General features: G+C 63.2%; 31 protein-coding genes. 6 read left to right on the plus strand and 25 right to left on the minus strand.

Translation table 11 applies throughout. The annotated features are described in order from the left end of the window. Position 1: 1 nt before the first annotated feature. The 10 genes from NLY42_RS03990 to NLY42_RS04035 form a co-directional block, all read right to left on the minus strand. Positions 2-301, minus strand: a complete 300-nt coding sequence (locus NLY42_RS03990) for a VpaChn25_0724 family phage protein (RefSeq protein ID WP_023755708.1) — start codon at positions 299-301, stop codon at positions 2-4. Continuing rightward, the gene (locus tag NLY42_RS03995) at positions 298-660 is read right to left on the minus strand and encodes a DUF2730 family protein (protein ID WP_286489070.1); all 363 of its coding nucleotides are present in this window, start codon (positions 658-660) and stop codon (positions 298-300) included. The genes NLY42_RS03990 and NLY42_RS03995 overlap by 4 nt, the downstream gene beginning before the upstream one ends. After that, a complete protein-coding gene (locus NLY42_RS04000; protein ID WP_023755706.1) occupies positions 660-905 on the minus strand; it encodes a TraR/DksA C4-type zinc finger protein in 246 nt (81 codons plus the stop codon). The genes NLY42_RS03995 and NLY42_RS04000 overlap by 1 nt, the downstream gene beginning before the upstream one ends. Then, positions 902-1,165, minus strand: a complete 264-nt coding sequence (locus NLY42_RS04005; RefSeq protein ID WP_023755705.1) for a hypothetical protein — start codon at positions 1,163-1,165, stop codon at positions 902-904. Before NLY42_RS04005 ends, NLY42_RS04000 begins: the two co-directional genes overlap by 4 nt. 7 nt (positions 1,166-1,172) lie before the next feature. After that, entirely contained in the window at positions 1,173-1,586 is a 414-nt protein-coding gene (locus NLY42_RS04010; RefSeq protein ID WP_023755704.1) for a hypothetical protein, read from the minus strand. Positions 1,587-1,695: 109 nt separating this feature from the next. Then, positions 1,696-2,295, minus strand: a complete 600-nt coding sequence (locus tag NLY42_RS04015) for a glycoside hydrolase family protein (protein WP_245263589.1) — start codon at positions 2,293-2,295, stop codon at positions 1,696-1,698. Between the two features lie 112 nt (positions 2,296-2,407). Beyond that, a complete protein-coding gene (locus NLY42_RS04020) occupies positions 2,408-2,782 on the minus strand; it encodes a hypothetical protein (protein WP_023755701.1) in 375 nt (124 codons plus the stop codon). Then, on the minus strand, positions 2,779-3,039 hold the full coding sequence (locus NLY42_RS04025) for a hypothetical protein (protein WP_050591149.1): 261 nt from the start codon (positions 3,037-3,039) through the stop codon (positions 2,779-2,781). The genes NLY42_RS04020 and NLY42_RS04025 overlap by 4 nt, the downstream gene beginning before the upstream one ends. After that, on the minus strand, positions 3,036-3,476 hold the full coding sequence (locus NLY42_RS04030; protein WP_023755699.1) for a hypothetical protein: 441 nt from the start codon (positions 3,474-3,476) through the stop codon (positions 3,036-3,038). The genes NLY42_RS04025 and NLY42_RS04030 overlap by 4 nt, the downstream gene beginning before the upstream one ends. Beyond that, on the minus strand, positions 3,476-4,081 hold the full coding sequence (locus NLY42_RS04035; protein WP_031244899.1) for a regulatory protein GemA: 606 nt from the start codon (positions 4,079-4,081) through the stop codon (positions 3,476-3,478). The genes NLY42_RS04030 and NLY42_RS04035 overlap by 1 nt, the downstream gene beginning before the upstream one ends. 107 nt (positions 4,082-4,188) lie before the next feature. On the opposite strand from NLY42_RS04035, the gene NLY42_RS04040 reads away from it, so the two are divergent. After that, complete coding sequence (locus tag NLY42_RS04040; RefSeq protein WP_156933838.1) at positions 4,189-4,872, plus strand: hypothetical protein; 684 nt, start codon at positions 4,189-4,191, stop codon at positions 4,870-4,872. Between the two features lie 15 nt (positions 4,873-4,887). Here the strand turns inward: NLY42_RS04040 and NLY42_RS04045 are convergent, their stop codons facing one another. The 8 genes from NLY42_RS04045 to NLY42_RS04080 form a co-directional block, all read right to left on the minus strand. Then, on the minus strand, positions 4,888-5,541 hold the full coding sequence (locus tag NLY42_RS04045) for a DUF3164 family protein (protein WP_023755696.1): 654 nt from the start codon (positions 5,539-5,541) through the stop codon (positions 4,888-4,890). Continuing rightward, positions 5,528-5,854, minus strand: a complete 327-nt coding sequence (locus NLY42_RS04050; RefSeq protein ID WP_023756527.1) for a hypothetical protein — start codon at positions 5,852-5,854, stop codon at positions 5,528-5,530. Before NLY42_RS04050 ends, NLY42_RS04045 begins: the two co-directional genes overlap by 14 nt. Further along, positions 5,841-6,128 (minus strand): hypothetical protein, encoded by a 288-nt coding sequence (locus NLY42_RS04055; RefSeq protein WP_023755694.1) that lies wholly within the window; start codon positions 6,126-6,128, stop codon positions 5,841-5,843. Before NLY42_RS04055 ends, NLY42_RS04050 begins: the two co-directional genes overlap by 14 nt. Further along, the gene (locus NLY42_RS04060) at positions 6,125-6,445 is read right to left on the minus strand and encodes a hypothetical protein (protein ID WP_023755693.1); all 321 of its coding nucleotides are present in this window, start codon (positions 6,443-6,445) and stop codon (positions 6,125-6,127) included. The genes NLY42_RS04055 and NLY42_RS04060 overlap by 4 nt, the downstream gene beginning before the upstream one ends. Before the next feature lie 2 nt (positions 6,446-6,447). Beyond that, entirely contained in the window at positions 6,448-6,834 is a 387-nt protein-coding gene (locus tag NLY42_RS04065; protein WP_023755692.1) for a transcriptional regulator, read from the minus strand. Beyond that, on the minus strand, positions 6,831-7,430 hold the full coding sequence (locus tag NLY42_RS04070; RefSeq protein WP_023755691.1) for a helix-turn-helix domain-containing protein: 600 nt from the start codon (positions 7,428-7,430) through the stop codon (positions 6,831-6,833). The genes NLY42_RS04065 and NLY42_RS04070 overlap by 4 nt, the downstream gene beginning before the upstream one ends. Beyond that, complete coding sequence (locus NLY42_RS04075; protein ID WP_031244902.1) at positions 7,427-8,173, minus strand: AAA family ATPase; 747 nt, start codon at positions 8,171-8,173, stop codon at positions 7,427-7,429. The genes NLY42_RS04070 and NLY42_RS04075 overlap by 4 nt, the downstream gene beginning before the upstream one ends. Positions 8,174-8,253: 80 nt before the next feature. After that, positions 8,254-10,497 (minus strand): TnsB C-terminal domain-containing protein, encoded by a 2,244-nt coding sequence (locus NLY42_RS04080; RefSeq protein WP_023755689.1) that lies wholly within the window; start codon positions 10,495-10,497, stop codon positions 8,254-8,256. Between the two features lie 404 nt (positions 10,498-10,901). Between NLY42_RS04080 and NLY42_RS04085 the strand changes: the two genes are divergently transcribed. Continuing rightward, the gene (locus NLY42_RS04085) at positions 10,902-11,459 is read left to right on the plus strand and encodes a hypothetical protein (RefSeq protein WP_023756528.1); all 558 of its coding nucleotides are present in this window, start codon (positions 10,902-10,904) and stop codon (positions 11,457-11,459) included. A gap of 8 nt (positions 11,460-11,467) precedes the next feature. Here the strand turns inward: NLY42_RS04085 and NLY42_RS04090 are convergent, their stop codons facing one another. From NLY42_RS04090 to NLY42_RS04110, 5 genes are all read right to left on the minus strand, one after another. After that, positions 11,468-11,785 (minus strand): hypothetical protein, encoded by a 318-nt coding sequence (locus tag NLY42_RS04090; protein WP_023755687.1) that lies wholly within the window; start codon positions 11,783-11,785, stop codon positions 11,468-11,470. After that, positions 11,782-11,952: a hypothetical protein gene (locus NLY42_RS04095; protein ID WP_023755686.1), complete on the minus strand. Its 171-nt coding sequence runs from the start codon at positions 11,950-11,952 to the stop codon at positions 11,782-11,784. The genes NLY42_RS04090 and NLY42_RS04095 overlap by 4 nt, the downstream gene beginning before the upstream one ends. Before the next feature lie 12 nt (positions 11,953-11,964). After that, positions 11,965-12,438 (minus strand): hypothetical protein, encoded by a 474-nt coding sequence (locus tag NLY42_RS04100; protein ID WP_023755685.1) that lies wholly within the window; start codon positions 12,436-12,438, stop codon positions 11,965-11,967. Next, positions 12,435-13,271 (minus strand): ParB/RepB/Spo0J family partition protein, encoded by an 837-nt coding sequence (locus NLY42_RS04105; RefSeq protein WP_023755684.1) that lies wholly within the window; start codon positions 13,269-13,271, stop codon positions 12,435-12,437. Before NLY42_RS04105 ends, NLY42_RS04100 begins: the two co-directional genes overlap by 4 nt. A 61-nt stretch (positions 13,272-13,332) precedes the next feature. Continuing rightward, entirely contained in the window at positions 13,333-13,638 is a 306-nt protein-coding gene (locus tag NLY42_RS04110) for a helix-turn-helix domain-containing protein (RefSeq protein WP_023756529.1), read from the minus strand. Positions 13,639-13,830: 192 nt separating this feature from the next. Here NLY42_RS04110 and NLY42_RS04115 point away from each other — a divergent pair, with 192 nt between their 5' ends. Continuing rightward, positions 13,831-14,550, plus strand: a complete 720-nt coding sequence (locus NLY42_RS04115; RefSeq protein ID WP_156933839.1) for a LexA family transcriptional regulator — start codon at positions 13,831-13,833, stop codon at positions 14,548-14,550. Between the two features lie 140 nt (positions 14,551-14,690). After that, a complete protein-coding gene (locus NLY42_RS04120; protein ID WP_023756530.1) occupies positions 14,691-14,927 on the plus strand; it encodes a hypothetical protein in 237 nt (78 codons plus the stop codon). On the opposite strand, the gene NLY42_RS04125 is transcribed toward NLY42_RS04120, so the two are convergent. Beyond that, a complete protein-coding gene (locus NLY42_RS04125) occupies positions 14,924-15,688 on the minus strand; it encodes a DeoR/GlpR family DNA-binding transcription regulator (protein ID WP_023685103.1) in 765 nt (254 codons plus the stop codon). The genes NLY42_RS04120 and NLY42_RS04125 overlap by 4 nt on opposite strands. Before the next feature lie 420 nt (positions 15,689-16,108). Here NLY42_RS04125 and NLY42_RS04130 point away from each other — a divergent pair, with 420 nt between their 5' ends. Both NLY42_RS04130 and NLY42_RS04135 read left to right on the plus strand, forming a co-directional pair. Continuing rightward, entirely contained in the window at positions 16,109-16,993 is an 885-nt protein-coding gene (locus tag NLY42_RS04130; protein ID WP_023703531.1) for a phosphotransferase family protein, read from the plus strand. Further along, positions 16,990-19,443 (plus strand): GcvT family protein, encoded by a 2,454-nt coding sequence (locus tag NLY42_RS04135; protein ID WP_023755680.1) that lies wholly within the window; start codon positions 16,990-16,992, stop codon positions 19,441-19,443. Before NLY42_RS04130 ends, NLY42_RS04135 begins: the two co-directional genes overlap by 4 nt. 12 nt (positions 19,444-19,455) lie before the next feature. Here NLY42_RS04135 and NLY42_RS04140 read toward each other — a convergent pair whose 3' ends face one another. Further along, positions 19,456-20,088: a class I SAM-dependent DNA methyltransferase gene (locus NLY42_RS04140; protein WP_023692639.1), complete on the minus strand. Its 633-nt coding sequence runs from the start codon at positions 20,086-20,088 to the stop codon at positions 19,456-19,458. Positions 20,089-20,105: the final 17 nt, after the last annotated feature.

The following is a 20,105-nucleotide window of genomic DNA, read 5'->3' on the forward strand; positions in this document are numbered from 1 at the left end:
CTCAGGCCTCCGGCGAGGGTCGCGCCACGCCTTCGATGATCGACCGCCGTTCCACATGATCGACGCCGCTGCGGGTGACGGCCGCAACCATCACGGAACCGACCTCCGTTACCGTGACCGCGCCCAGCTCGGCGAGCTTGCGCAGCTGGGTGCGGACCCATTCGCGCGATCGATTGTGGCCGAAGCCGTCGAGCGCCTTCGTCAGCATCACCTCATTGAGGCGACCGTCCGTCTGATGGTTCAGCTCGCGCAGGATGACCAGGCGGGCATCGGCGGTCAGATAGTTGTCGAAGTCGGTCATGCGGCGCTCTTGTTTCCGGTTAGCAGGAAGTTCTCCATTCGGTGAACCGTGCGGGCGATACCGTTGACCACCTCGGCTTGTTTCCCCGCTTCGCCCTTGATCTCCGATACCGCTAGGCGCAGATCGGTGAACGCCTCGACGCTGGGAAGGTGCTTCATGTCGCTCTCGATCGACTGGACGCGCTTGCCGTGATCGTCGATCGAGGCGCGGATCTCCTCCAGGTCTTTAGCGTTGGACGACTTGAACTCGTCGATATCGGTCTGAGCCTTCTTCGACCCGGCGGTCAGGAAGACGTAGACGATCGTCGCCAGCGACAGCATGGGCGAGGCAAGCGAGATCCAGGTGGACAAGTCTTCCATCAGGCACGTCTCCGGCTCTGTCGTTCGATGAAGGTTTCGCAGTCGAAGCACCTGGTGGCAGTCGGTACAGCCTTGCGGCGGGCGTCGGGGATGCGCTCGCCACAGTCGCAGAACGGCGACACCTCGTCGCCATCGGTGGCCTGGTATTGTCCCCGCGCGGCTTCCTGGACACGCCGGATGCCGGCCGCACGCTCTTCCTCGGCCCGGCGATCGGCCAGCTCGAAGGCGAGGTTGGATACGCTCATTTCGGCTCCCTCGCGGCCTTGGTCACGTCGTACCAGACGGCGCAGGCGTCGGTCTGCTGGTTGGCGTTGCCAAGCGCGATGTCGGCCTTCTTGTTGGCGACGCCCAGCTTGTCGCGGAGCACCACGCCGCTGAAGTGATGGCGACGGCAGCGCGCCGGATAATCGGGCATGCGGCGCGCCTCGGCGACCGCCCGATCGGCGGCACTCAATGCGTCGCCGACGACGCCGGCCCTTGCCTTGTCGGCATAGGCCTTGTCCAATGCGGCCTTATCGGTTGTGCAGGCTGTCAAGCAGCTGCTGATCAACCAGGCCGTCATCGCGAGCTTGAAGCGCTGCGAGTTCATCCTCGGCTTTCCTTTTGTCGGCGTCCGTCAGGGCGAGAGTGGTTTCGAGGGTTACGCGGGCAGAGCGTTCATCGGCGGCGATCTTGCTGGCCTGGTCGGCCTTGCCGTCGCTCCAGGCGCGCAGCCGGCGCTGTTCCGTCAGTTCGGCCTGGATCGCGTCGAGCTGGGCGCCGGCGACAAGCTCGGTCACCGCCTTGTCGACGGCGTGACGCACGGCAGACGCCTTGTCGAGCCAGAGCCAGGCGCCGGCCGCCAGGAAGATCCACACAGGCAGCGTGATGCCGAAGACCAGGATCGGCCGGATCACCTTCCATATCGTCAGAAGGATCGCGCTCATCGCCACACCATCCAAAGCGCCAGGGCTACGGCTAATATGATCAGGTAGGGCACCGCCCGCTCTAAAACCTCGGATAGGTTGTCGGCAATGAACTGCTTCAGCCCTTCCATCAGTCGAGCCCCGACATGCAAAGCTCGCCTTCGCCGATGCGGGTGGCGTCGCCCATCTCGCGACGGTGCGCCAGGCCGATTATGAACCGGCCACCGGCCTTGTTGTAGAGCGTAGCGGCCTTGCAGCTGGCGACGTAATCGGGGGTCTTGCCCTTGGCGACCGCAACATTGACGATCCCGGCCGCGCCGGAATTGCACGCTGCCCTGGAGCCGATGTTCCAGGCCAGGCTGTCCATCATCGAGCGCCACGAAAGCGGCTGCTTTTTGAAGCCCGGAACACACTTGACCAGGGCCGGCCGGAATTCCTTGGTCATGCGCCGCTGGAGACGTGCCTTGCAGCCCTTCGGTGTCTCCACCATGTCGGGCTTCACGTTCTTGGTGTCGCCGGCACAGACCGTCCAGACGGGCGGCTTGGCGATCTTGTCCAGGTAGGCTTTCAGGACTTCGCCTTCCCACGGCTCGACCAGGGCGGTCGACGCCAGGACGATGTCATCAGGGACGCCGCTGATGTAGGTGACACCACCGATGGTGATGCCGGTGAGCGCCAGCACGGCGGCGATTGCCTGCTTTGCGCGCGAGCTGGGCATGATCGTGGCCATGGGGATCGACATTCCGCCTGTGAAATCGGCCGGGAGTTGTCCCGGCCATTTCACAGCACCATGCCTTTGGCGGCGGGCGGCAATCATGCCCGCCATGGCGGGCGGCAGGCAGTCAGTTGCTGGAGAAGAGGTCGGTCTGGCGCGGGTCTCTGCTGCCCTTGACGGGCTTGTCCGGCATGCGCCGGAAGAGTTTGTCGACGCCGGTCTCGGTGATGCCGAGGCGGCCGGCTATGTCGCCGTTCGATGCGCCGGCCTCGCGATACTGCCGCGCCCGCAGCTCGCGGGCAAGAGGCACCCGGATATACGAGCCGGAATAGCGGCGGGCAAGCTTCTTGGCCGCCGTCGCGCCGAGGTCTTTTGCCAGCGCGGTATCGTCACTGGACGCCGGCACGTAGAGCCGGCGTCCGCCATAGGTTTCGGCGAGGCGCACGAAGTCCGCCTGGCCAAGCAGGTGGAGCAGCTCGGCGGACCGCAGCTCGTCGCTCACACGGCCTCCGCTTGGCTATCGCGGATCAGGCGCACCAAGGCGTCATAGCTGGGCACGCTGCGACCCTCGATCACGGTGACGATGCGTCCATTGACGAGGAGGAACCGCGCGCCAAGGGTGCGCACGCAGGGCGCGCGCTGGTGGCGGCGCGTGCCTTCGGCGATGTGGGCGCGCAGCTGCTCGATGTCCATGCCGAGCACTCGCTCCATGTAGCGGATCAGCGCGTGGTCGGAGACGTGGGCGAGGTCATTGCTCATGCCGGCTCCCATTCAATTAACTGGCCCTCAAACAAGCCGGCCCCATGCTCGGCTTCCCAAAAGGCGCCCATGTTCCAGCGCGCTGAGCCTTCACGGCCGATACGCAACCAGCGCCAGTCGTCGACATGCTCGATGCCGAAGCCGTCCGCCGTGGCGAAGGCTTCGATCTCGTCGCGATGAAGCGAGCGGCCGCCGATGACAATGGAGGCGATGAAATCCTCCAGGAGCGGCGTGGTGAGAATGGCGATCGGCCGGACGCGAACACAGACCGGGTCGGGATCGACCAGCTTGACGCAGTTGCGGGTGCGCATGCCTTGGTAGAGCTGAACCGCCTCGCCCGGCCGGGCGTGGCGCTTGCGATCCGCGCGGACGGTGTGGAGCTTCGTCAGGCCCGACACCTGCGGGGCGAACATCGGTTTGAAGCTGTACGCGACCATCACCGCGCCTTCCTGATCTGTTCGCCGAGGGCGTTCATCACCGTCGGCCAGTCACGGTCGTTCATCTGGTCGAGCGGCTTGGCCTTGTCGAAAACGAACTTGCGAAAGCCGGCGGCATCAACGGCCCGCAGGACAGACAGAACCTGCCATTGGGCGAGTGCAATCTTTGCACCCGTTGGCCGCAGCCACGAGGCTGTGGAAACGCTCTGGCTCCAGTCAACCCCGGCCTCTCGCGTCATCCACGCCTTGAGGGCGTCGATCGCCTTGGCGGCGTCATCGGCGTCCAGGAGAAAGCGGGTGTGCTCGATGCCGGTCTGCCGCTTGACGAAGGACAGCATGGCGGCATCGTGCCGGTCGCGGACAATGCCGAGGTTCCAGGCGGCGATCCACAGCGCCTGGAGCTTCTTTGCGAAAGGCCCTTGAAGGCCCTTTTCAGTGGGCTTGAAACCGCGCTGGCGCTGCTCGGTGATGATGAGCTTCAGCTCGCGGTCGTTCATCTCGCGAAGGCTGCGCTTGCCGGTGATCCGCTGATAGAGATCGCGGGCCGTGTCCTCGTCGAGGCCGAGCTGCTTGTTGGCCACATGGATGGCTGCCAGGGTGCTCATTGCGCCTTTCCCATGTTCGGCACGATTGCGGACGACGAAGGGAAAGAGCAAAGTTGATCGTATTGTAATGTGGGGTTCAAAGTATGCGGCCAGACAACCTTAAGAGCTTGACCTACTTCCTTCTTAGCTTGCCGCTCGTGACGATCATCTTGGTGATAGCATTGAGCGCGCCGGAAGCCCCTTTCGCCCTCTGGCTTTATAAGTGGGCGACGCTCCTCGCTGGGATACTGGCAGTTGCCGCTGCACTTCTGACCGTAAATCAGATGCAGAAAATTGACGATCAGCAAGCAAGGCGCGTTCAGGAAAGTGAGGAACGGCAGCAGGATCGACACGCACACAATGTTCGGCTGACGCTCAGAGCGGATAGCCTTCGAGCTGAACGGGCTGCGTATCCTCAAGCCACCGACATGAGACAGTGGCTCGAGTATTTTGAACAGGTGGTGAAAGACTATGGGCCGATTATTGGAGGCGGATTGCCTCCCAGCGAGGAGGAAGGCCGACATATCTATGATTTGGCCGACAAGATCACTCGGATCTTTGACCGGCCTGCGCTCGAAGAGGCTGCCAACCTGCTCGAATCTCGTTCGTACTACGTTTACGGCACAATCATGCGAGACGTGCGCAGATTGCGAACCCGCATGGAGGAAGCCGAAAGTGCTGTCGAACGCTCTAACGATGCCGCTCTGGCTGTGGTGTCGGAAGATATGATGGTTGACCTTACGGGGATGCGGTCCTTCGTGAAGGAATTTGCGGGTACACTTATTTCTCTCGACCAGTTTTATAAAACGTAGCATGTTCACCATCATTCATGCTTTCGCCAAATCGACAGTAATCGTCATCCAGTCGTGCTTGACGCTCCCACGCATCGCAAACCGGACGTATTCCTTTGAACTGCGCGGTCGCTGGGCGTCTCGAATGGCATCCATCGCCTGCAGCCAGCGCGGATCGGTAATGGCGAGCCGCAAAAGCATAAGGATCTCGGAGCGGTTCACCTTGCCTTCCTGATCGGTGTTGAAGGCGCGCGTAACGATGGTCTGGATCTCGGGACGGCTGTCTGCCGCCCATTCGGTCAGGCACTCGTCGATTAGGGTTTTCGCGATCTGCAGCTCCGAGCCGAAGTCCATGAACTCCGCGACCTGAACGGTGACCTGGAGAAGGCCGTCATAGCTCATGTATGTGCGGTTGCCCTTGCCCTTGTTGCCGCGCTTGACGAAGCCGTACTGCTCGGCGACCAGCTGGTCGAGCGCAGCCAGGTCGGACATGGTGTGGATCTTGAAGCGCGCCACCTGGGCGGATAGGTCACGGGCGAACTTGAGGATCTTGCGAACGGTCTGGTCTTCCAGCTTGTCCTTGGGCTTCACCAGCTCGTCGGAGGTGTAGCCGCCCTGGTGATTGATCCAGAACAGCTTGTTATTGATGATTTCTACGCCTGCTTGCGAGCCGGCTTCAACGATGTCCATCGGTGTTCTCCTGTTGGGTTGGGATCGGGCTGAGTGGGGTGAGAAGGTCGCGGATTGCTGCCATCTGGATCGCCACATGCTCGTGGTGCTCGGCGTCAGTGCTCTCCCAGGGCATTGCCCTTTCGAGCGCGTTGACCAGCAGCGTGGCTTCGAGAGCGATCGCCCAGAGGCCCTCAGTTGCCATCGCCAGGGCGTAGATCTCGGCGATTGTTGCTCTGGGCGCGTTGCGCTCAGGCTTGGTGATGATGCGGCTGCAAAGCTCGATCATGTCGAGCCGGGAAACCGCGGCTAAAAGCGCCTCACTTGCGGGCATGCTTGGCCTCCCGCAGATCGATCAGTTTGCGGAGGTTTCTCGCAGAGGTTTCGAGCGCGATCCGCGCCCGGCGTTCGGCGGCACCGTTAGAGAACTTGCAGCCGTCGTAGTGATCGACCGCCCGCCCGACGTCGCCGCAAGCCGCCATGATTGCTTCTTCTTGCGGCGTTAGCGGCCTAGGCTGCGGCTTCTTGATGAACTCGGCCGTGAGGGCGGGCACCAGCTGGCTGACGATCTTGGCGGCGCGGGCTTCGGCTTCCTGCAAGCTGCTCATGCCGCACCGCCTGGCCGGCCGTCCGAGAACGGGCGCGGGATCACCGGGAACAGGCAAATGTTCGATCCCGGCTGGAAGGCCGCCTCGGCTACGCGCTCGGCCTCGGCATCGCGCTCGATGCGCGCGGCGTCGTTCCAGAGCTTTGCGCTTAGCCGGTTCTCCAGGACGCGGGCTGCATAGCGAAGCTGCTTGAGACGATCGCTCAGAATACGGGCGTCGTACGGATCGAGGACGCGGGGTTCGTGTTTGAACTCGTCAAGCAGGCCGTCGATTTCGGCCAGGCCGTCCGACAGTTCGAGGGACAATCTCTCGCCCATGGCTATTTTCTCCTTTGGGGGCAGGTTTTGCAGGCGTGGAAAAGCTGGGCGCGGTGCCGCGAGGTGGCGCGGAACGGCTCCTTCTGTTCGGTAAGGCAGCGGTCGCGGCCGATCTCGCCCAACACCGGGCAGTCGACCGTCATCGACATGAGGGCGCCGCGCACCATCTGCTCGACGCGCCCGAGGTCGCCCTTGTATTTGCCGCTGACGATGGTCGAGACGGCGGACGGGCTGTAGTCGATCCGCTGGGCTGCAGCCTTCAGCGACGTGGCGTCAGCCAGATTTGCCAACTCCTCGACCCAATCGGGCAGCGGCGTCCAGGCCTTGGTCGCGTTCGAGATGTAAGAGCCGAAAACCGGCCGTTGTTCTTTCGCCGGCCCCCGGTTCATGGCTTCACCTCAAAGGTGATCGATGGGCCGACAACGACCTTCTTGTTCGGGTCGTAGACGAGCTTGGTGGCCAGTATCTTGGGCGCCTGCAGGCCGAGGTTGCGAACAAGGCGATAGGCAGCCGGGGTGCCCGCAACAATGCCAGCGGCTGACAGCGCCTGCAGATAGGCCTTCACCGTACCCGGCGCGACGTCAGGGCAATGCTCTGCCAGATCGGCAGGGCTGAACACCTTGGCCATCTTCATGGCACGCCAGAGCTGCTCTATGCCCAGCTCAGGCCTTACCTTACCGTCCGGCGAGATCCGAGGGGCGAGGAGCGGACGCTTGGCCAGACGGTAGATGACGGCTGCAGGAAGATTGCCGCCACCCACATTGCAGGCGGTTCTCGTTTCAACGATCTGGGCGATGCCAGCGAGCTTCAGCCGTCGCACGTACCTGCCGACCAGGCTGGTGCTGACGTTTGTCCGGTCGCAGATCTGGCGCACCGTCCAGGGGCCGCCGACATCTAGGTCGCGAATGATCGACCAATAGCCGGCCTCGCCACGCGGAACGTCGATGCTGATCTGCACCATGTCCACAATACCGCGAACGCTCATGCCGCCCGCCTCGCGCTGAATTTAGGCGTCGCGTTTATGACGCCGGCACCGCCGAAGGCCCCAAGGTCGACCGTGGTCGCACCCGTCAGCTGCGCCACCTTGGTGACGGTTGCGAGGTTGATGACGATGCGCCGCGTGTTGCCTTTGGTCTTGTCGAGGATCGCGGCGGCGAGATCCGGCGCGACGGTGACACCGTTGCAGCGGTTCTTGACCAGCAGCTCGAAGTCGACGGCATCGCAGGGAACGGCCGGCAGCCATTCCAGGACGCGGTTGTGGACACGCTCGAAGGCCTCCAGGAGGCGCGGCAGGTTCTCCTCGCCAATCATGATGACCGGTGCACCCGACTTGTCGGACAGCTCGCGCATGAGGTCTACGAACCGCTTGTGGGCGATGAAGTGGGCTTCGTCGATGATCAGCGGCCGGCGCGGGTCGGACACCATCACCATGATGGCCTTGTTCTTCAGATCCTCGATCGTGCCGCGCGGGTTGGGCTCGCCAAGTTCCCTGAGAATGTCGCAGAGCAGCGAGCGGGCCGTGGTGAACTGGCCGCACTCGACATAGGCGGCGCGGTAGCGATTGGCGCCATAAATGGCGGACTCCGTCTTGCCCCAGCCGGACGGGCTGAAGAAGGCCCCCAGGCCGGGCAGTTTCGGGTCGCGCTCGACCATCGTCTGGAGCAGCGTGGCGAAGGCGGCGACATTCTTCAGCGGCGCCGGCCGATTGACTTTTGTGGGTTCGTTCATCATTTTCCTCGTTGTGCTGTGCCGCTTCGGCGGCGCGTTCTTGCGGAGAGCCCGGTTTGCAGACCGGGCTTTTCCGTTACTCAGGACAGGTACGCGTCCCCAAAATCCTCATGGATCATCGACTGGGTTTTGAACTCGGGCGACTTGACGTAGCCGCCGAGCCACATGGCGTCGGCTGCGGACAACTCGCCGGCCTGCATGCGATCGCGGAACAGCAGCGCGCGGCGATAGCGCTCCATGGGCGTTTCCGGTAGGGCTACGACGTTGTCCCGAAAATTCGCAGTGCGCTCGGCCTCGATTTCGGCCTGGCGAGCCTTCAGGATCGCGTCTGTGCTCGCCACCAGTTCGGCTTCGTCCTCGGCGCGCATGTCGTCGATCAGCCGGCGATGCGCAGCTGCGGCAGCCTGGTCTAGCGGTGCGACTGGATTGAGTTGTTCCGACATCGCCGCGATCGCGGCGTCAATCTGTGCAGTCGAGTGCGCTTCCTCGCGGCGTGGCAGCGGGATGACGTTCGGCGCGTCGCGGCGGGCGACTTCCAGGGCACGCTCGATCAGCGGCTTGCCCTTTGCCAGGCGCTTCATGTCTGACTTGAGGTCGCGCGCCTGTGCGTTGACCAGGTCGGCCCGGATTTCCTTGGCGGCGCGGTGGAAGGTCTCGGGATGGATGCCGGCGAGATCCGGGCAAGTGGCGTCGCCGAGGAACTCGGCGCCGTCCTGGGCGAAGGCGTAGGCCCGGCCGGCATCGTTCGGGTCCATGCGTACGAAAACAGCGATGCCGGGCATGATGGACGGCGTTTGATAGTAGTTGTCGGCGATGCGGACGCCACGCTTGGTGACGATGCGCTGGCCGCTGTCACCGGCCACCGGCATCAGCAACAGGTCGAGGGCGCGCTGGTCGACCTTTCGCGCCGGCTTCGACGAGGCGAGCGCAGTGGCGAAGGGCGTTGCGCCTTTCAGGCCGGCATGCGGGCGGTGCTGATAGATCGTGCTTGCCCAGTCGTCGACATGCTTCTGCAGCTGCGGGCCGGTCAGCGTGACGCCGAAAACCTCGGCGTCGGTTTCGCCGAGCCGCTGCGAAAACGACTTGCGGCTCTCGATCGCTTTCCGATCCGAAACGTTGTGGCCAACAAAACCCGGCAGCAGGGTCGCCATGTCGTGCTGGAAGGTCTTGATGACGCGCTCGACGTGGCCCTTTTGCTCGGGCGAATAGGCGTCAGACGTTTCGGCCTCGATGCCGAGCGAGACGAACAGGCGGCTGGTGTCCTTGGCGACGAAGTCGGAGCCGTTGTCGGTCTTGACGACCTCCGGGACACCCCATTCCAGGATGGCCTTGCGGATGAGCAGGGCCACCGCCGATGCACGCGGCGTCCGCGACAGCAGCCAGATGCTGCGGCGGGTGGCGATGTCGATGCAGGCATAGACCGAATGGCGACCATCGGTGCAGAGCGCGTCGACCGGCGAGGCGTCGATCTGCCAGAGCTGGTTCGGCTCTGTGACATGGCGCAGCATGCCGACGCCGGCCGGCGCCATGTGCGACCGATATCGGTCGGGATTGGTGAGCTTGAGCAGCTCGACCTTGTGGCTCTCCTTCAATCCCTTCAGCGCATGCTGGAAGGTGCGGACCGGCGGCATTGGAATGGCCGTTTCAACGCCCTTTGAAAGCGCCTTCAACGTGTCGCCGAACTCGGAACGGCAGATCGTCCTGACGTGGTGCCCCGACAGATGCGGTTGCTGCGCGATCAGCGCCAGCATGAAGGCGCGGACAGCGCCTCCATTGGCGGTTTCGAGCACGCCTGTTCCCTTGCGCGCCTGGGCGGGATCGTGCGCCAGCGCATTGACCCTGCCGTCGCGCTTTTGGCTTTGCCAGCGGGCGAGCGAGCGCTTGGAGAGGCTCGGGATAATGTCCCGCGCCCACGGCTCGATGTTGAGCGACCCGGCATTGTACTTGTCGGTGAAGACCTGGACGCGGGTGGCGTAGCCAAGCTGCATGCCGCGCGAGAATTTCTCGAAGGCGGCGACGATCGCCAGTCGTGCGTCGCGCTCTTCTAGCGCGCGCGCCGACAGGCTGGCATCGGGCGAGGCCTTGGCCGGCTTGACCGGCAATTCGATGATGATGTGGCGCTGCTGGTAGGCGACCTGGGCGAGCGTCGGAAACAGCGAGACGTGATATTCGGTGGCGCCGCCTCGGCCGGCTCGCGGGCGTGCCTGGGTGAGACGATCGGCCCAGCCCTCACGGTCGGCCATGCGAATGACAGCGCTTTCAGTGCGCGGCATGTCCGGCAAGGCCTCGGCGGCGATCTCGCGGGCGGTCAACCAGTATTTCATGGTGACACCGTGCGTGTGGCTATGTTCGGCGATGTCAGAGGCGTGGTAGAAGAGCGGATCCGATCTGCGGTAGACCGCAAATCTGAAGCTGGCATCTCTAGGTGCAACAAAGACAGGAGGACGATTGCTATGAATTCAGACGTCAAAAAGGGACAAGGCCCCAGACAGCCTGCTACGCCCGGAGGCGTAGGGGGATCGAGTGGGCCGAGGCAGCCCTCGCCACCACCACCACCTCCGCCGCCGCCCTCAAAGAAGTGATCGGGATTTTGGGAGATGAGCAGAGAAATTGCACACAAAGGCGTCCGGAACCCAGACCTTCCCACGAAGGCAGAGGCGAAGCCTAAGCCTCCACCGCCGCCGCCGCCGCCCAAGCCAAAGCCCCCTAAATAAGGGATCTGATCGACATGATGACTGTTGAACTGGTTCGATTTAATGCTTTGCGAAACGCGCTGTACCACACCGGCCGTCGCATGACGTACGAGCGATGGAACCGGATTTTCAATTTCGCAGTCGTCGTACTTGGCACAGCGGCGAGCGGCGGGATTATCACCTATGTGGGTTTCAATCCCATTTGGCCAGCGGCCGCAGTAGCCGTGGTAGGTGCTGCCCAGTTGGTGTTCGACTTCGGAAGGTCGGCCAGAGACCACCAATCCCTGCAGAAGGAGTATTATAACCTGCTGGCTGATGTGGAGGCAGTGGTCATCCCGAATGACGAACAGATAGCAACTTGGAATAGCCGAATGACACGAATTGCAGGGGATGAACCTCCAACTCTGCGAGCCCTGGATGCCAAGGCGTACAACGACGCGCTGGACGCTCTCGAATTTGACAGAGGCGAACGCCTGAAAGTGCCGTTCTTCCACTGGCTGCTGGGCGGGATTTTCGCCTTCAACGGGCACACCTACAACAAACTGTCGGCTCTGCCTGGCTACAAGCGGCCGGCCGAAATCGCGCCGAGCTAGAGCATTCGTCATAGGAGCCGTCCTTGAGATTGGCTGGCGCCCGCCGCCGGCTCAGTGGGGGAGCGGCGGGCGCTGTCGAGGGCGGCTTGGGAGCTGCGCGCCTCGGGGGGATGGGGAAGCTTGCTGATTACGACGTTGATGTAGGCGGCCAGCTGCTCGTCCAGATGCTTCTTTGCGTCGGCATCTGCGCAGCGACTGCACTCGATCTTCATCCGCGTGAGCAGGCCCGTGTAGACCTTCGGCAGCTGGAAATAGTGGTCGACGCAGAAGATCCCGTGGCGGCCTGGCGCATCGTTCCGGCATGCGGGTGCAGCGCATTTCGTCATGACCAGATCCACCCCTTCAGAACATGCTTGCGCACGCGGCGGCGGAACACGGCGCCGGCCGCGAGGCGCGGGCCTTGCTGGCGGGTGAAGAACAGGTGCAGACCGATCAGGAGCAGGCCGTAGAAGCCCGATCCGACCGCGAAGCCGAGAAGCCAGAGAGCATTCATGTGCAGGCCCTTTCAGCGTTTGCTTTTTGAGCGCGCGATCAGCGCCGTCTTGCGGGCGGCGATGTCGCGTTCGTGTTCTTCGATCAGGCTGATTTCGATGATGTCGGCGTACTTCTCGGGCACCACCGCGTAGCCGAACTTTTCCGGGACGAAGCCGAGCAGGCCGTCAGCCTGGCTGGCGTCGATCAGGGCGATGAAGGCGTCGAGCGGGATGCGGTGCTCGTCGCTGCTTTCCGACGACCACTTGTTGAGCATGCCCTCCGACACCTGGCGGCCGAGGTAGACCGTCATGCTCCGGGCGATATCGGCGCGCGAACCCTTGCCCTCGTCCCGGCAATCGCGGAGCGCACGGCTCACCAGACGGGAAATCTGGTTGTCGAGATCGCCACGGCCGGCGACATCGGCGGCATAGCCGACGGCGACCTTCGGCGGTTCCCATTCGAACAGGTCGGCCGTTAGTTGATCGCGGCGGGAGCGGACCATCATTTCCGCTCTTTCAGCCACCGCTGGATGGCGGCTTCGTGCAGGGTGAAGAAGCGATCCTGTTCGCTCTCCTTCAGCTTGGAGAACTCGCTGGCGACCTTCTCCCACTTTGGCGCTGTCGCCGGTTTGGATGTCCGGTCGATGACGGCGATGGCGTCGCTGACCGTCTGCGGCGCGTTGGCCGCTGCCATGGTCAGGAGGCGCGCGATGGCGGCCTGTCGCTCCGGCGGTTCGGCCGCCAGCTGCAGCAGGTCGGTCTGGCTGTTGGCGACCGCGTGGAGCGAGATGTCCTGGCGGATCGGCTCCGGGATGGTGGCGATCTTCAACGCGTGGAACACGCTGCGGCGGGATATGCCGAGCACCGCCTGCGCGGCCTCGGAGAAATTGAGTGCAAACTTTGCACTCAATTCGTCATCTTCGACGACCTCGCGGGATTTCTTGCGCCCGGTTTTGCCGGTGCCGTGCTCGGCGTCGTAGATGTCGCGCCAGTCGGCTATGTCCTTGGCTCGGTCGAGAACCGACAGCTGGCGCCGGATCAGGTTCTCGGCGATCTCGCGCTTGCGGATTTGCGTTTCGGTGGCGACGTCCTTGGGATCTTTGACGAAGGCGTCGATCTCATCCAGGCCAACGCCCGCAACGGCGGCGAGACGGTGCCCGCCGAAGATCAACCGGTATTCATAGCCCCCGGTCTTCTCGGGCACGACTTCGATCGGCACCATGTGACCGTTGCCGCCCTGAATGTCGGCCATGATGGTCGCCACCCAGGCCGGGTCGAGCCGGCGCCGGTTCGCGGGTACCCGGATTTCGGCAATCTTGATTTTGGTAGAAGTCGTCACGTCCGCAGGCCCCCTGATTGAAATCCGCCGTCTGCGCATGCTCTCGCGCTAGACACCGGGGTCAGGGCGCCCCGGATGCGTTGTCTAAAATGAGTGCAACTTTTGCACTTCCGCTGTTGATGGCGGTGCTGGTAGTCTCCACCTCGTCATGACGGCCTCTTGTGTAGAGAGTCGGGAACAGGGTTCGGAACGGGATATCCAGGGCGGCGGCGATGGCCTCGGCGCCTGGGCGGCTCAATCCGATGATGCCTTGCCTGCAGGCGCTGGAATAAAGGCCAGCATCTTGGGCGATCCCGGTCAGGTTCATGCCACGGCGCCGAAGCTCGGCGTTGATGGCGTGACGATCCCACACCTGAGGCGTGTTCATGGCGGCTCCACCGATCGTCCGGCCCTTTGCAGAGGTCCGGATGGTTAAAGGTTTAAACAACACTAGTCGCGACTAATGTCGCACGATTGGGTGAATGCATCAACCCTACGGCGCAAATAACTGCGCGTCAGAGTTCGACTATTCGCCTGATTGGGCAAATTGACGCTAAGTCGCTGATGTTGCGAGGCTTTCTTGGCTGAGGGAATGGAAACTGGAACTCTGACGCGTGGTCAGAGTTCGGAGGAGGCGGATACGTCCTTCGCTGAGAGGCTGAGGGTCGCACTATCCGGCGAATCACCTCATGCCTTCTCAAAACGCTCCGGGATCGGTGACTCGACGATGCGGAAGTATCTGCTGGGATCGATGCCTGGCCTAGACAATTTGCTGATCATTGCGGAGGCCGCGAACGTCACGCTCGATTGGCTGGCGGCCGGCAAGGGGCCGATGCGCCCAGGCGCGACCCTCAGCTTCATGGTGTCCGGCGGCACGCCTGAAGGCTTCGTTTCTGTGCCAAAGATCGACATACGGCCAAGCGCGGGCGCGGGCAGCCTTGATCTCTATGAGGAAAGCGAGCCAGATATCTTCGCCTTTCGTGAGGAATGGCTGCGGCGGATAGGGGTTACTCCAAAGTCTGCTCGGCTGATGGTCGCGAAGGGCGATTCTATGCGCGAGACGATCAACGACGGCGATTTGATGATCGTTGACGTCTCGATCCGCGAGTTCATCGACGAAGCGATCTATGTGCTGGTTTACGGCGGCCTGGTCAGGCTTAAACGGTTGCAGATGCTGCGTTCCGGCCTTTTGCTGCTAAAGAGCGACAACCCGCTCTACCAGACCGAGGAAGTGCCGTTGGCCGAACAGCCTGAGCTGATCATCGGGGGCCGCGTCCGCTGGGCTGGCGGCGCCATCTGAGGGAAGCGGGCCACATCAAACGATGTGTTCGGAGGTGCCAAACGATCTTGCGCGGTCGCCGCCGCTGCCCCGGTTTGGTGCCAAATGAAGTTGCGCGGCCGGTTTTTGGGCCGGCGCCGCTCCGGTCCCTTCAATAGCCGTTGAAAGCCTTGTTTTCCGGCCTTCTCGCGGCTCTTCCCGCCGATTATCACCTTTTCCCAGCATTAGCCGGCAGATGCCATCCGATCTTGCGCGTTACAATTGAAAAACAATTTTTCACCAGAACGACATCTTATGCGGCCGGCGACGCGGCGCGCATGATGCACAACATCGCCTTCGTGGTATCGGGTGGCGGCATGGCCGGGATCGCGGCGCGCCAGTCGCTGGTGTTTGGCTAGGCCGCAGCAATGCTAAGGCGCGCTCCAGCCTCGGCAAGTGCCGAGGCAATGTCGCGCGGCGGCGGCTGGTCGGTGGCGAGTTCGGAAAAACCGTCGAAGCCGCAGACCTGGACCAGACCCTGGCGACCGAACTTGGTGTGGTCGGTGATGACCAGCGAGCGCTGGCCGCGCGACAGCACCATGCGGGCGAACTCCGCCTCTTCCAGATCGTAGTCGGCAAGGCCTGCGGCGGCATCGACGGCGCCGATCGAAATCACCGCATGGCTGACCGAGAAGCGGCTGACGAAATCGATCGCCGAGGCGCCGAAGGCGGCTCCGGAATCGCTGCGCAATTCGCCGCCGGCCATATAGACCTTGTTGCCGTTGACGGTGGCCAGCGTGCGGGCGATGTCGGATGAATTGGTGACCACGGTCAGCCGCCGGTGGCCGAGCAGTTCGCGGGCCAGGAACGACGTCGTGGTGCCGGTGTCCAGCATGACCGATTCACCGTCGCGAATGGTGGCAGCGACCATGCGGGCGATCAGCCGCTTGGCCTCCGCATTGTCGCGCATGCGCCGCTCGAACGGCGCTTCGCCGGCCATCGACGGCAGGCCGATGGCGCCATGCATCTTGAGCACCGAGCCATTGCCGGTCAGTGGCTTGACATCCCGGCGCACCGTTTCAAGCGAAACCCCCAGCCGGTCGGCGAGGCTGGCAATGGTGACGGTGCCCTCTTCCTTGAGGAGGCGGAGGATTTCGCCATGCCGTTTCGAATGGATCATCTGGCTTCCTCAATTTGCGGCCTGCCCGGTTTTAGGGCAATGCCGCCGTTTTTAAAGGAATTGCTCGTGGTTTCGGGCAAAACACCCAAAAAAAGTCACAACATTTCATTGACAGTTAGGTAGCACTGGCGTGACATTGACGGCGTGACAGCTTCGGAACTGCCACGGGAGGGTGATGGCAGAGCCGCAATTCACGGACCGGACCGTCTGGCCAGACCGTCTGGGTTTGAACTGGCACAAAAGTTTCTCAAATCCGCGGGGGCGGAGACCGGGTATCAAAACCTGGCCAGAGGGGCTCGTCGGTGCGGCGCGGGATAGGAGTTCCTGCGTCCCGCACCGACGAGATTTTTTGCGTTTCCCAACGCTCGTTGCGCGGCGCATGGCGCCCAGGAAAGCTCCGCAAAAGTCAGGGATGGCCCCGTGACTGCTGAAGACCGCATCCGGGCCTTGCCTTGCTGGAATGGCAGCATCGACATTGCGCCGCTGCCGGGCGGCCTCAGCAACGCCAATTATCTGGTCAAGGACGCGGCCGGGCGGCATGTCGTGCGCTTCGGCCAGGACTATCCATTTCACCACGTCTTTCGCGACCGCGAGGTGATGACGGCCCGCGCGGCGCACGCCGCAGGCTTCGCGCCGGCGGTCCGCCATTCCGAACCCGGCATCATGGTCACGGAATTTCTCGGCGCGAAAACCTATGTTGCCGAGGACGTGCGCGCCAATATCGGCCGCGTCGCAGCCCTTATGCGCGGGTTCCATCGCGAGATGCCCAATCACATCTCCGGCGCCGGCTTCATGTTCTGGGTCTTCCATGTCATCCGCGACTATGCGCGAACGCTGAGCGAAGGCGGCAGCCGCAAGCGCGACGAGCTGCCCAGGCTGCTGGCTCTGGCCGACGAGTTGGAGCGGGCGCAGAAGCTGCTGCCGATCGTGTTCGGCCACAATGATCTTTTGCCGGCAAATATTCTCGACGATGGCGACAGGTTGTGGCTCATCGATTTCGAATATGCCGGTTTCAACACCGCGATGTTCGATCTTGCCGGCGTTGCCTCCAACGCCGAGATGAGCGACGCGGAGTCCTTCACTTTCCTCACGGCGTATTTCATGCGCGAGCCGGATGAGGCGATCCGCCGCTCGCACGCCGCCATGCAATGCGCCTCGCTGCTGCGCGAGGCGATGTGGAGCATGGTTTCCGAACTTTACCTCGACGCGCCCGGCATCGACTACGTCGCCTACACCGCGGAGAACCTGACGCGGCTCGACGCGGCGCTGGACAATTACCGCACGAAGTACGGGACACAGTCATGACATTGCCTACACATGCCGGCATCGTCGTCATCGGCGGCGGCATTATCGGCTGTTCGACGGCCTATCACCTGGCGCGCGACCACAAGGCCGATGTCGTGCTGCTGGAACAGGGCAAGCTGACCTCGGGTTCGACCTGGCATGCGGCCGGGCTGGTCGGCCAGTTGCGCTCGTCGGCCTCGATCACCCGCGTGCTCAAATATTCGGTCGAGCTCTACAAGGGACTGGAGACTGAGACCGGGCTCGCTACCGGCTGGAAGATGACCGGGTGCCTCAGGCTTGCGACCAATGCCGACCGCTGGACCGAATATAAACGGCTGGCGACGACGGCCAGGAGCTTCGGCATGGACATGCAGTTGCTGTCGCCGGGGGAGGTCAAAAAGATGTGGCCGCTGCTGGAGACCGGCGACCTCGTCGGCGCCTCCTGGCTGCCGACCGATGGGCAGGCCAGCCCCTCCGACATCACGCAGTCGCTGGCCAAGGGCGCGCGCATGCATGGCGCCAAGCTGTTCGAGGACGTCCGCGTTACCGGCTTTGACATGACGGACGGGCACATCACCGCGGTGAAGACCAACAAGGGCGACATTGCTTGCGACAAGGTGGTGAACTGCGCCGGGCAATGGGCACGCCAGGTCGGCGCGATGGCCGGCATTTGCGTGCCGCTGCAACCGGTCAAGCACCAGTACATCATCACCGAGAAGATCGACGGGCTGGCGACCGACGCGCCGACAATCCGCGATCCCGACCGCCGCACCTATTTCAAGGAAGAGGTCGGCGGGCTGGTGATGGGCGGCTATGAGCCGAACCCGCAGGCCTGGGCGACCGGCCTGCCCGGCGGCGATGTCCCCGATGACTGGGAGTTCCGCCTGTTCGACGACGACTACGATCATTTCGAACAGCATATGAGCCAGGCGATCGCGCGCGTGCCGGCGCTGGAGACGGTCGGCGTCAAGCAGATGATCAACGGGCCGGAGAGTTTTACGCCGGACGGCAATTTCATCCTCGGTGTCGCGCCCGAATGCGCCAACATGTTCGTCGGCGCCGGCTTCAACGCCTTCGGCATCGCTTCCGGCGGCGGCGCCGGCTGGGTGCTGGCGCAATGGGTTGTCGATGGTGAAGCGCCGCTCGACCTTTGGGTGGTCGACATCAGGCGCTTTTCCAATTTGCACCGCGACCGGCAATGGGTCAGCGATCGCACGCTGGAAGCCTATGGCAAGCATTACACGATCGGCTTTCCGCATGAGGAGTATCTGTCGGGCCGGCCGCGCATCGTCTCGCCGCTCTATGACCGGCTGAAAGAGCATCGCGCGGTGTTCGGCTCCAAGCTCGGCTGGGAACGGCCGAACTGGTTCGCACCGCAGGGCACCAAGCCCGAAGACTTCTATTCGATGGGCCGGCAGAACTGGTTCTCAGCCGTCGGCGACGAGCACCGGCATGTCCGCGAAAAGGTCGGCATCTTCGACCAGTCCTCCTTCGCCAAATACGAAATGACAGGCGTCGATGCAGCCAAGGCGCTGGACTGGATCTGCGCCAACGATGTCGCCAAGCCAGTGGGACGGCTGACCTACACGCAGCTTCTCAATACGCGCGGTGGCATAGAGGCCGATTTGACGGTGGCAAGGCTCGCCGAAGACAAATTCTACATCGTGACCGGCACCGGCTTCCGCACGCATGATCTCTCCTGGATCGGCGACCATGTCGGCAAGGGTCTCGACGTGACGCTGAAAGATGTCACTGAGGATTTCGGCACGCTGTCACTGATGGGACCGCGGGCCCGCGACGTTCTGGCTGCCGTGACCGATGCCGATGTCTCGAACGCCGCCTTCCCGTTCGGCCATATCCGCGAGATCACGACTGCCGGCCATACGGTTCGGGCGCTGCGCGTCACCTATGTCGGCGAGCTTGGTTGGGAATTGCATGTGCCGATCGCCGCCACCGGCGAGATTTTCGACACGCTGATGGCGGCAGGCAAGCCGCACGGCATCCGGCCGATCGGCTACCGGGCGCTGGAATCACTTCGGCTGGAGAAAGGCTACCGCGCCTGGGGCTCCGACATCACCCCCAACGACACGCCTCAGGAGGCCGGCCTCGGCTGGGCGGTGAAGCTGAGGAAGAACACCGATTTCGTCGGCCGGCGGGCGCTCGAAAAGATCAGCGGCGCCGACCTGAAGAAACGCTTTGCCGGCTTCACGGTCGACGATTCCGATATCGTGCTGGTCGGGCGCGAGACGATTTTGCGCAATGGCGAACCGGTCGGCTATCTCACCAGCGGCGGTTATGGCTACACGCTGGCTAAGAACATCGGCTATGGCTATGTCCGCAACGCCGATGGCGTCAGCGACGATTTTCTCAGCTCAGGGGACTATGAGCTGGTGGTCGCGATGGAACGGACGCCGGCCAACATTCATCTCGAACCGATGTACGATTCTTCGATGAGCAGGATCAAGGCGTAGACGAAACCTGGATTAGCTCACACGGAGTACAAGGCCGCGGCTGGGCACGGTGTCAGCCTCGCCCGGCATCGAAACATAAGGCGCAGTCTCCTCGGCACGAACGACCCTGACCTCAGCCTCGAGCGCAGCGATGCGATCGGCAAAGCCGGCGTTCCACAGCGTGTTCTTGATGGTCAGCACGATGACGCCACCGGGACGGCAGACGCGGATCAGTTCGTCCAGCCCCTCGGCGCCGACATGGCCGGAGGTGAAAACGCCGGCCGAGACGATGCCGGCATAGGCATTGTCGGCAAAGGGCAGTGGCCCGCCGAGCGCCAGGCAATGCAGCGCCGAATAGACGCCCTTTGCCGCCGCTTTAGACAGCATGCCTTGCGAAATATCGAGCGCTTCGACCTGGGGATAGCCGGTGATGGCCAGCCACTCGCCGATCAGCCCGGTGCCGGCGCCTGCGTCGAGAAGCGGTGCGGCGCCGCGCGGCAGATGGCGGGCCAGCAGGGCCAGGCAGATCGTCGGATGGCGGTAGCCGGCGGCCGACATGTCGGCATCGTAGGTTTCCGACCAACTGTCATAGATCGCGGCGACGTCCTCGGGCCGTTGCGCCGCATAGGCGGCGCCAAGCCCGCCATGATCCTTGTTGCCCGCCATGGCTGTTTCTCCGCCAG

The sequence above is a fragment of the Mesorhizobium sp. C372A genome (assembly GCF_030323245.1).
Lineage (GTDB): Bacteria > Pseudomonadota > Alphaproteobacteria > Rhizobiales > Rhizobiaceae > Mesorhizobium.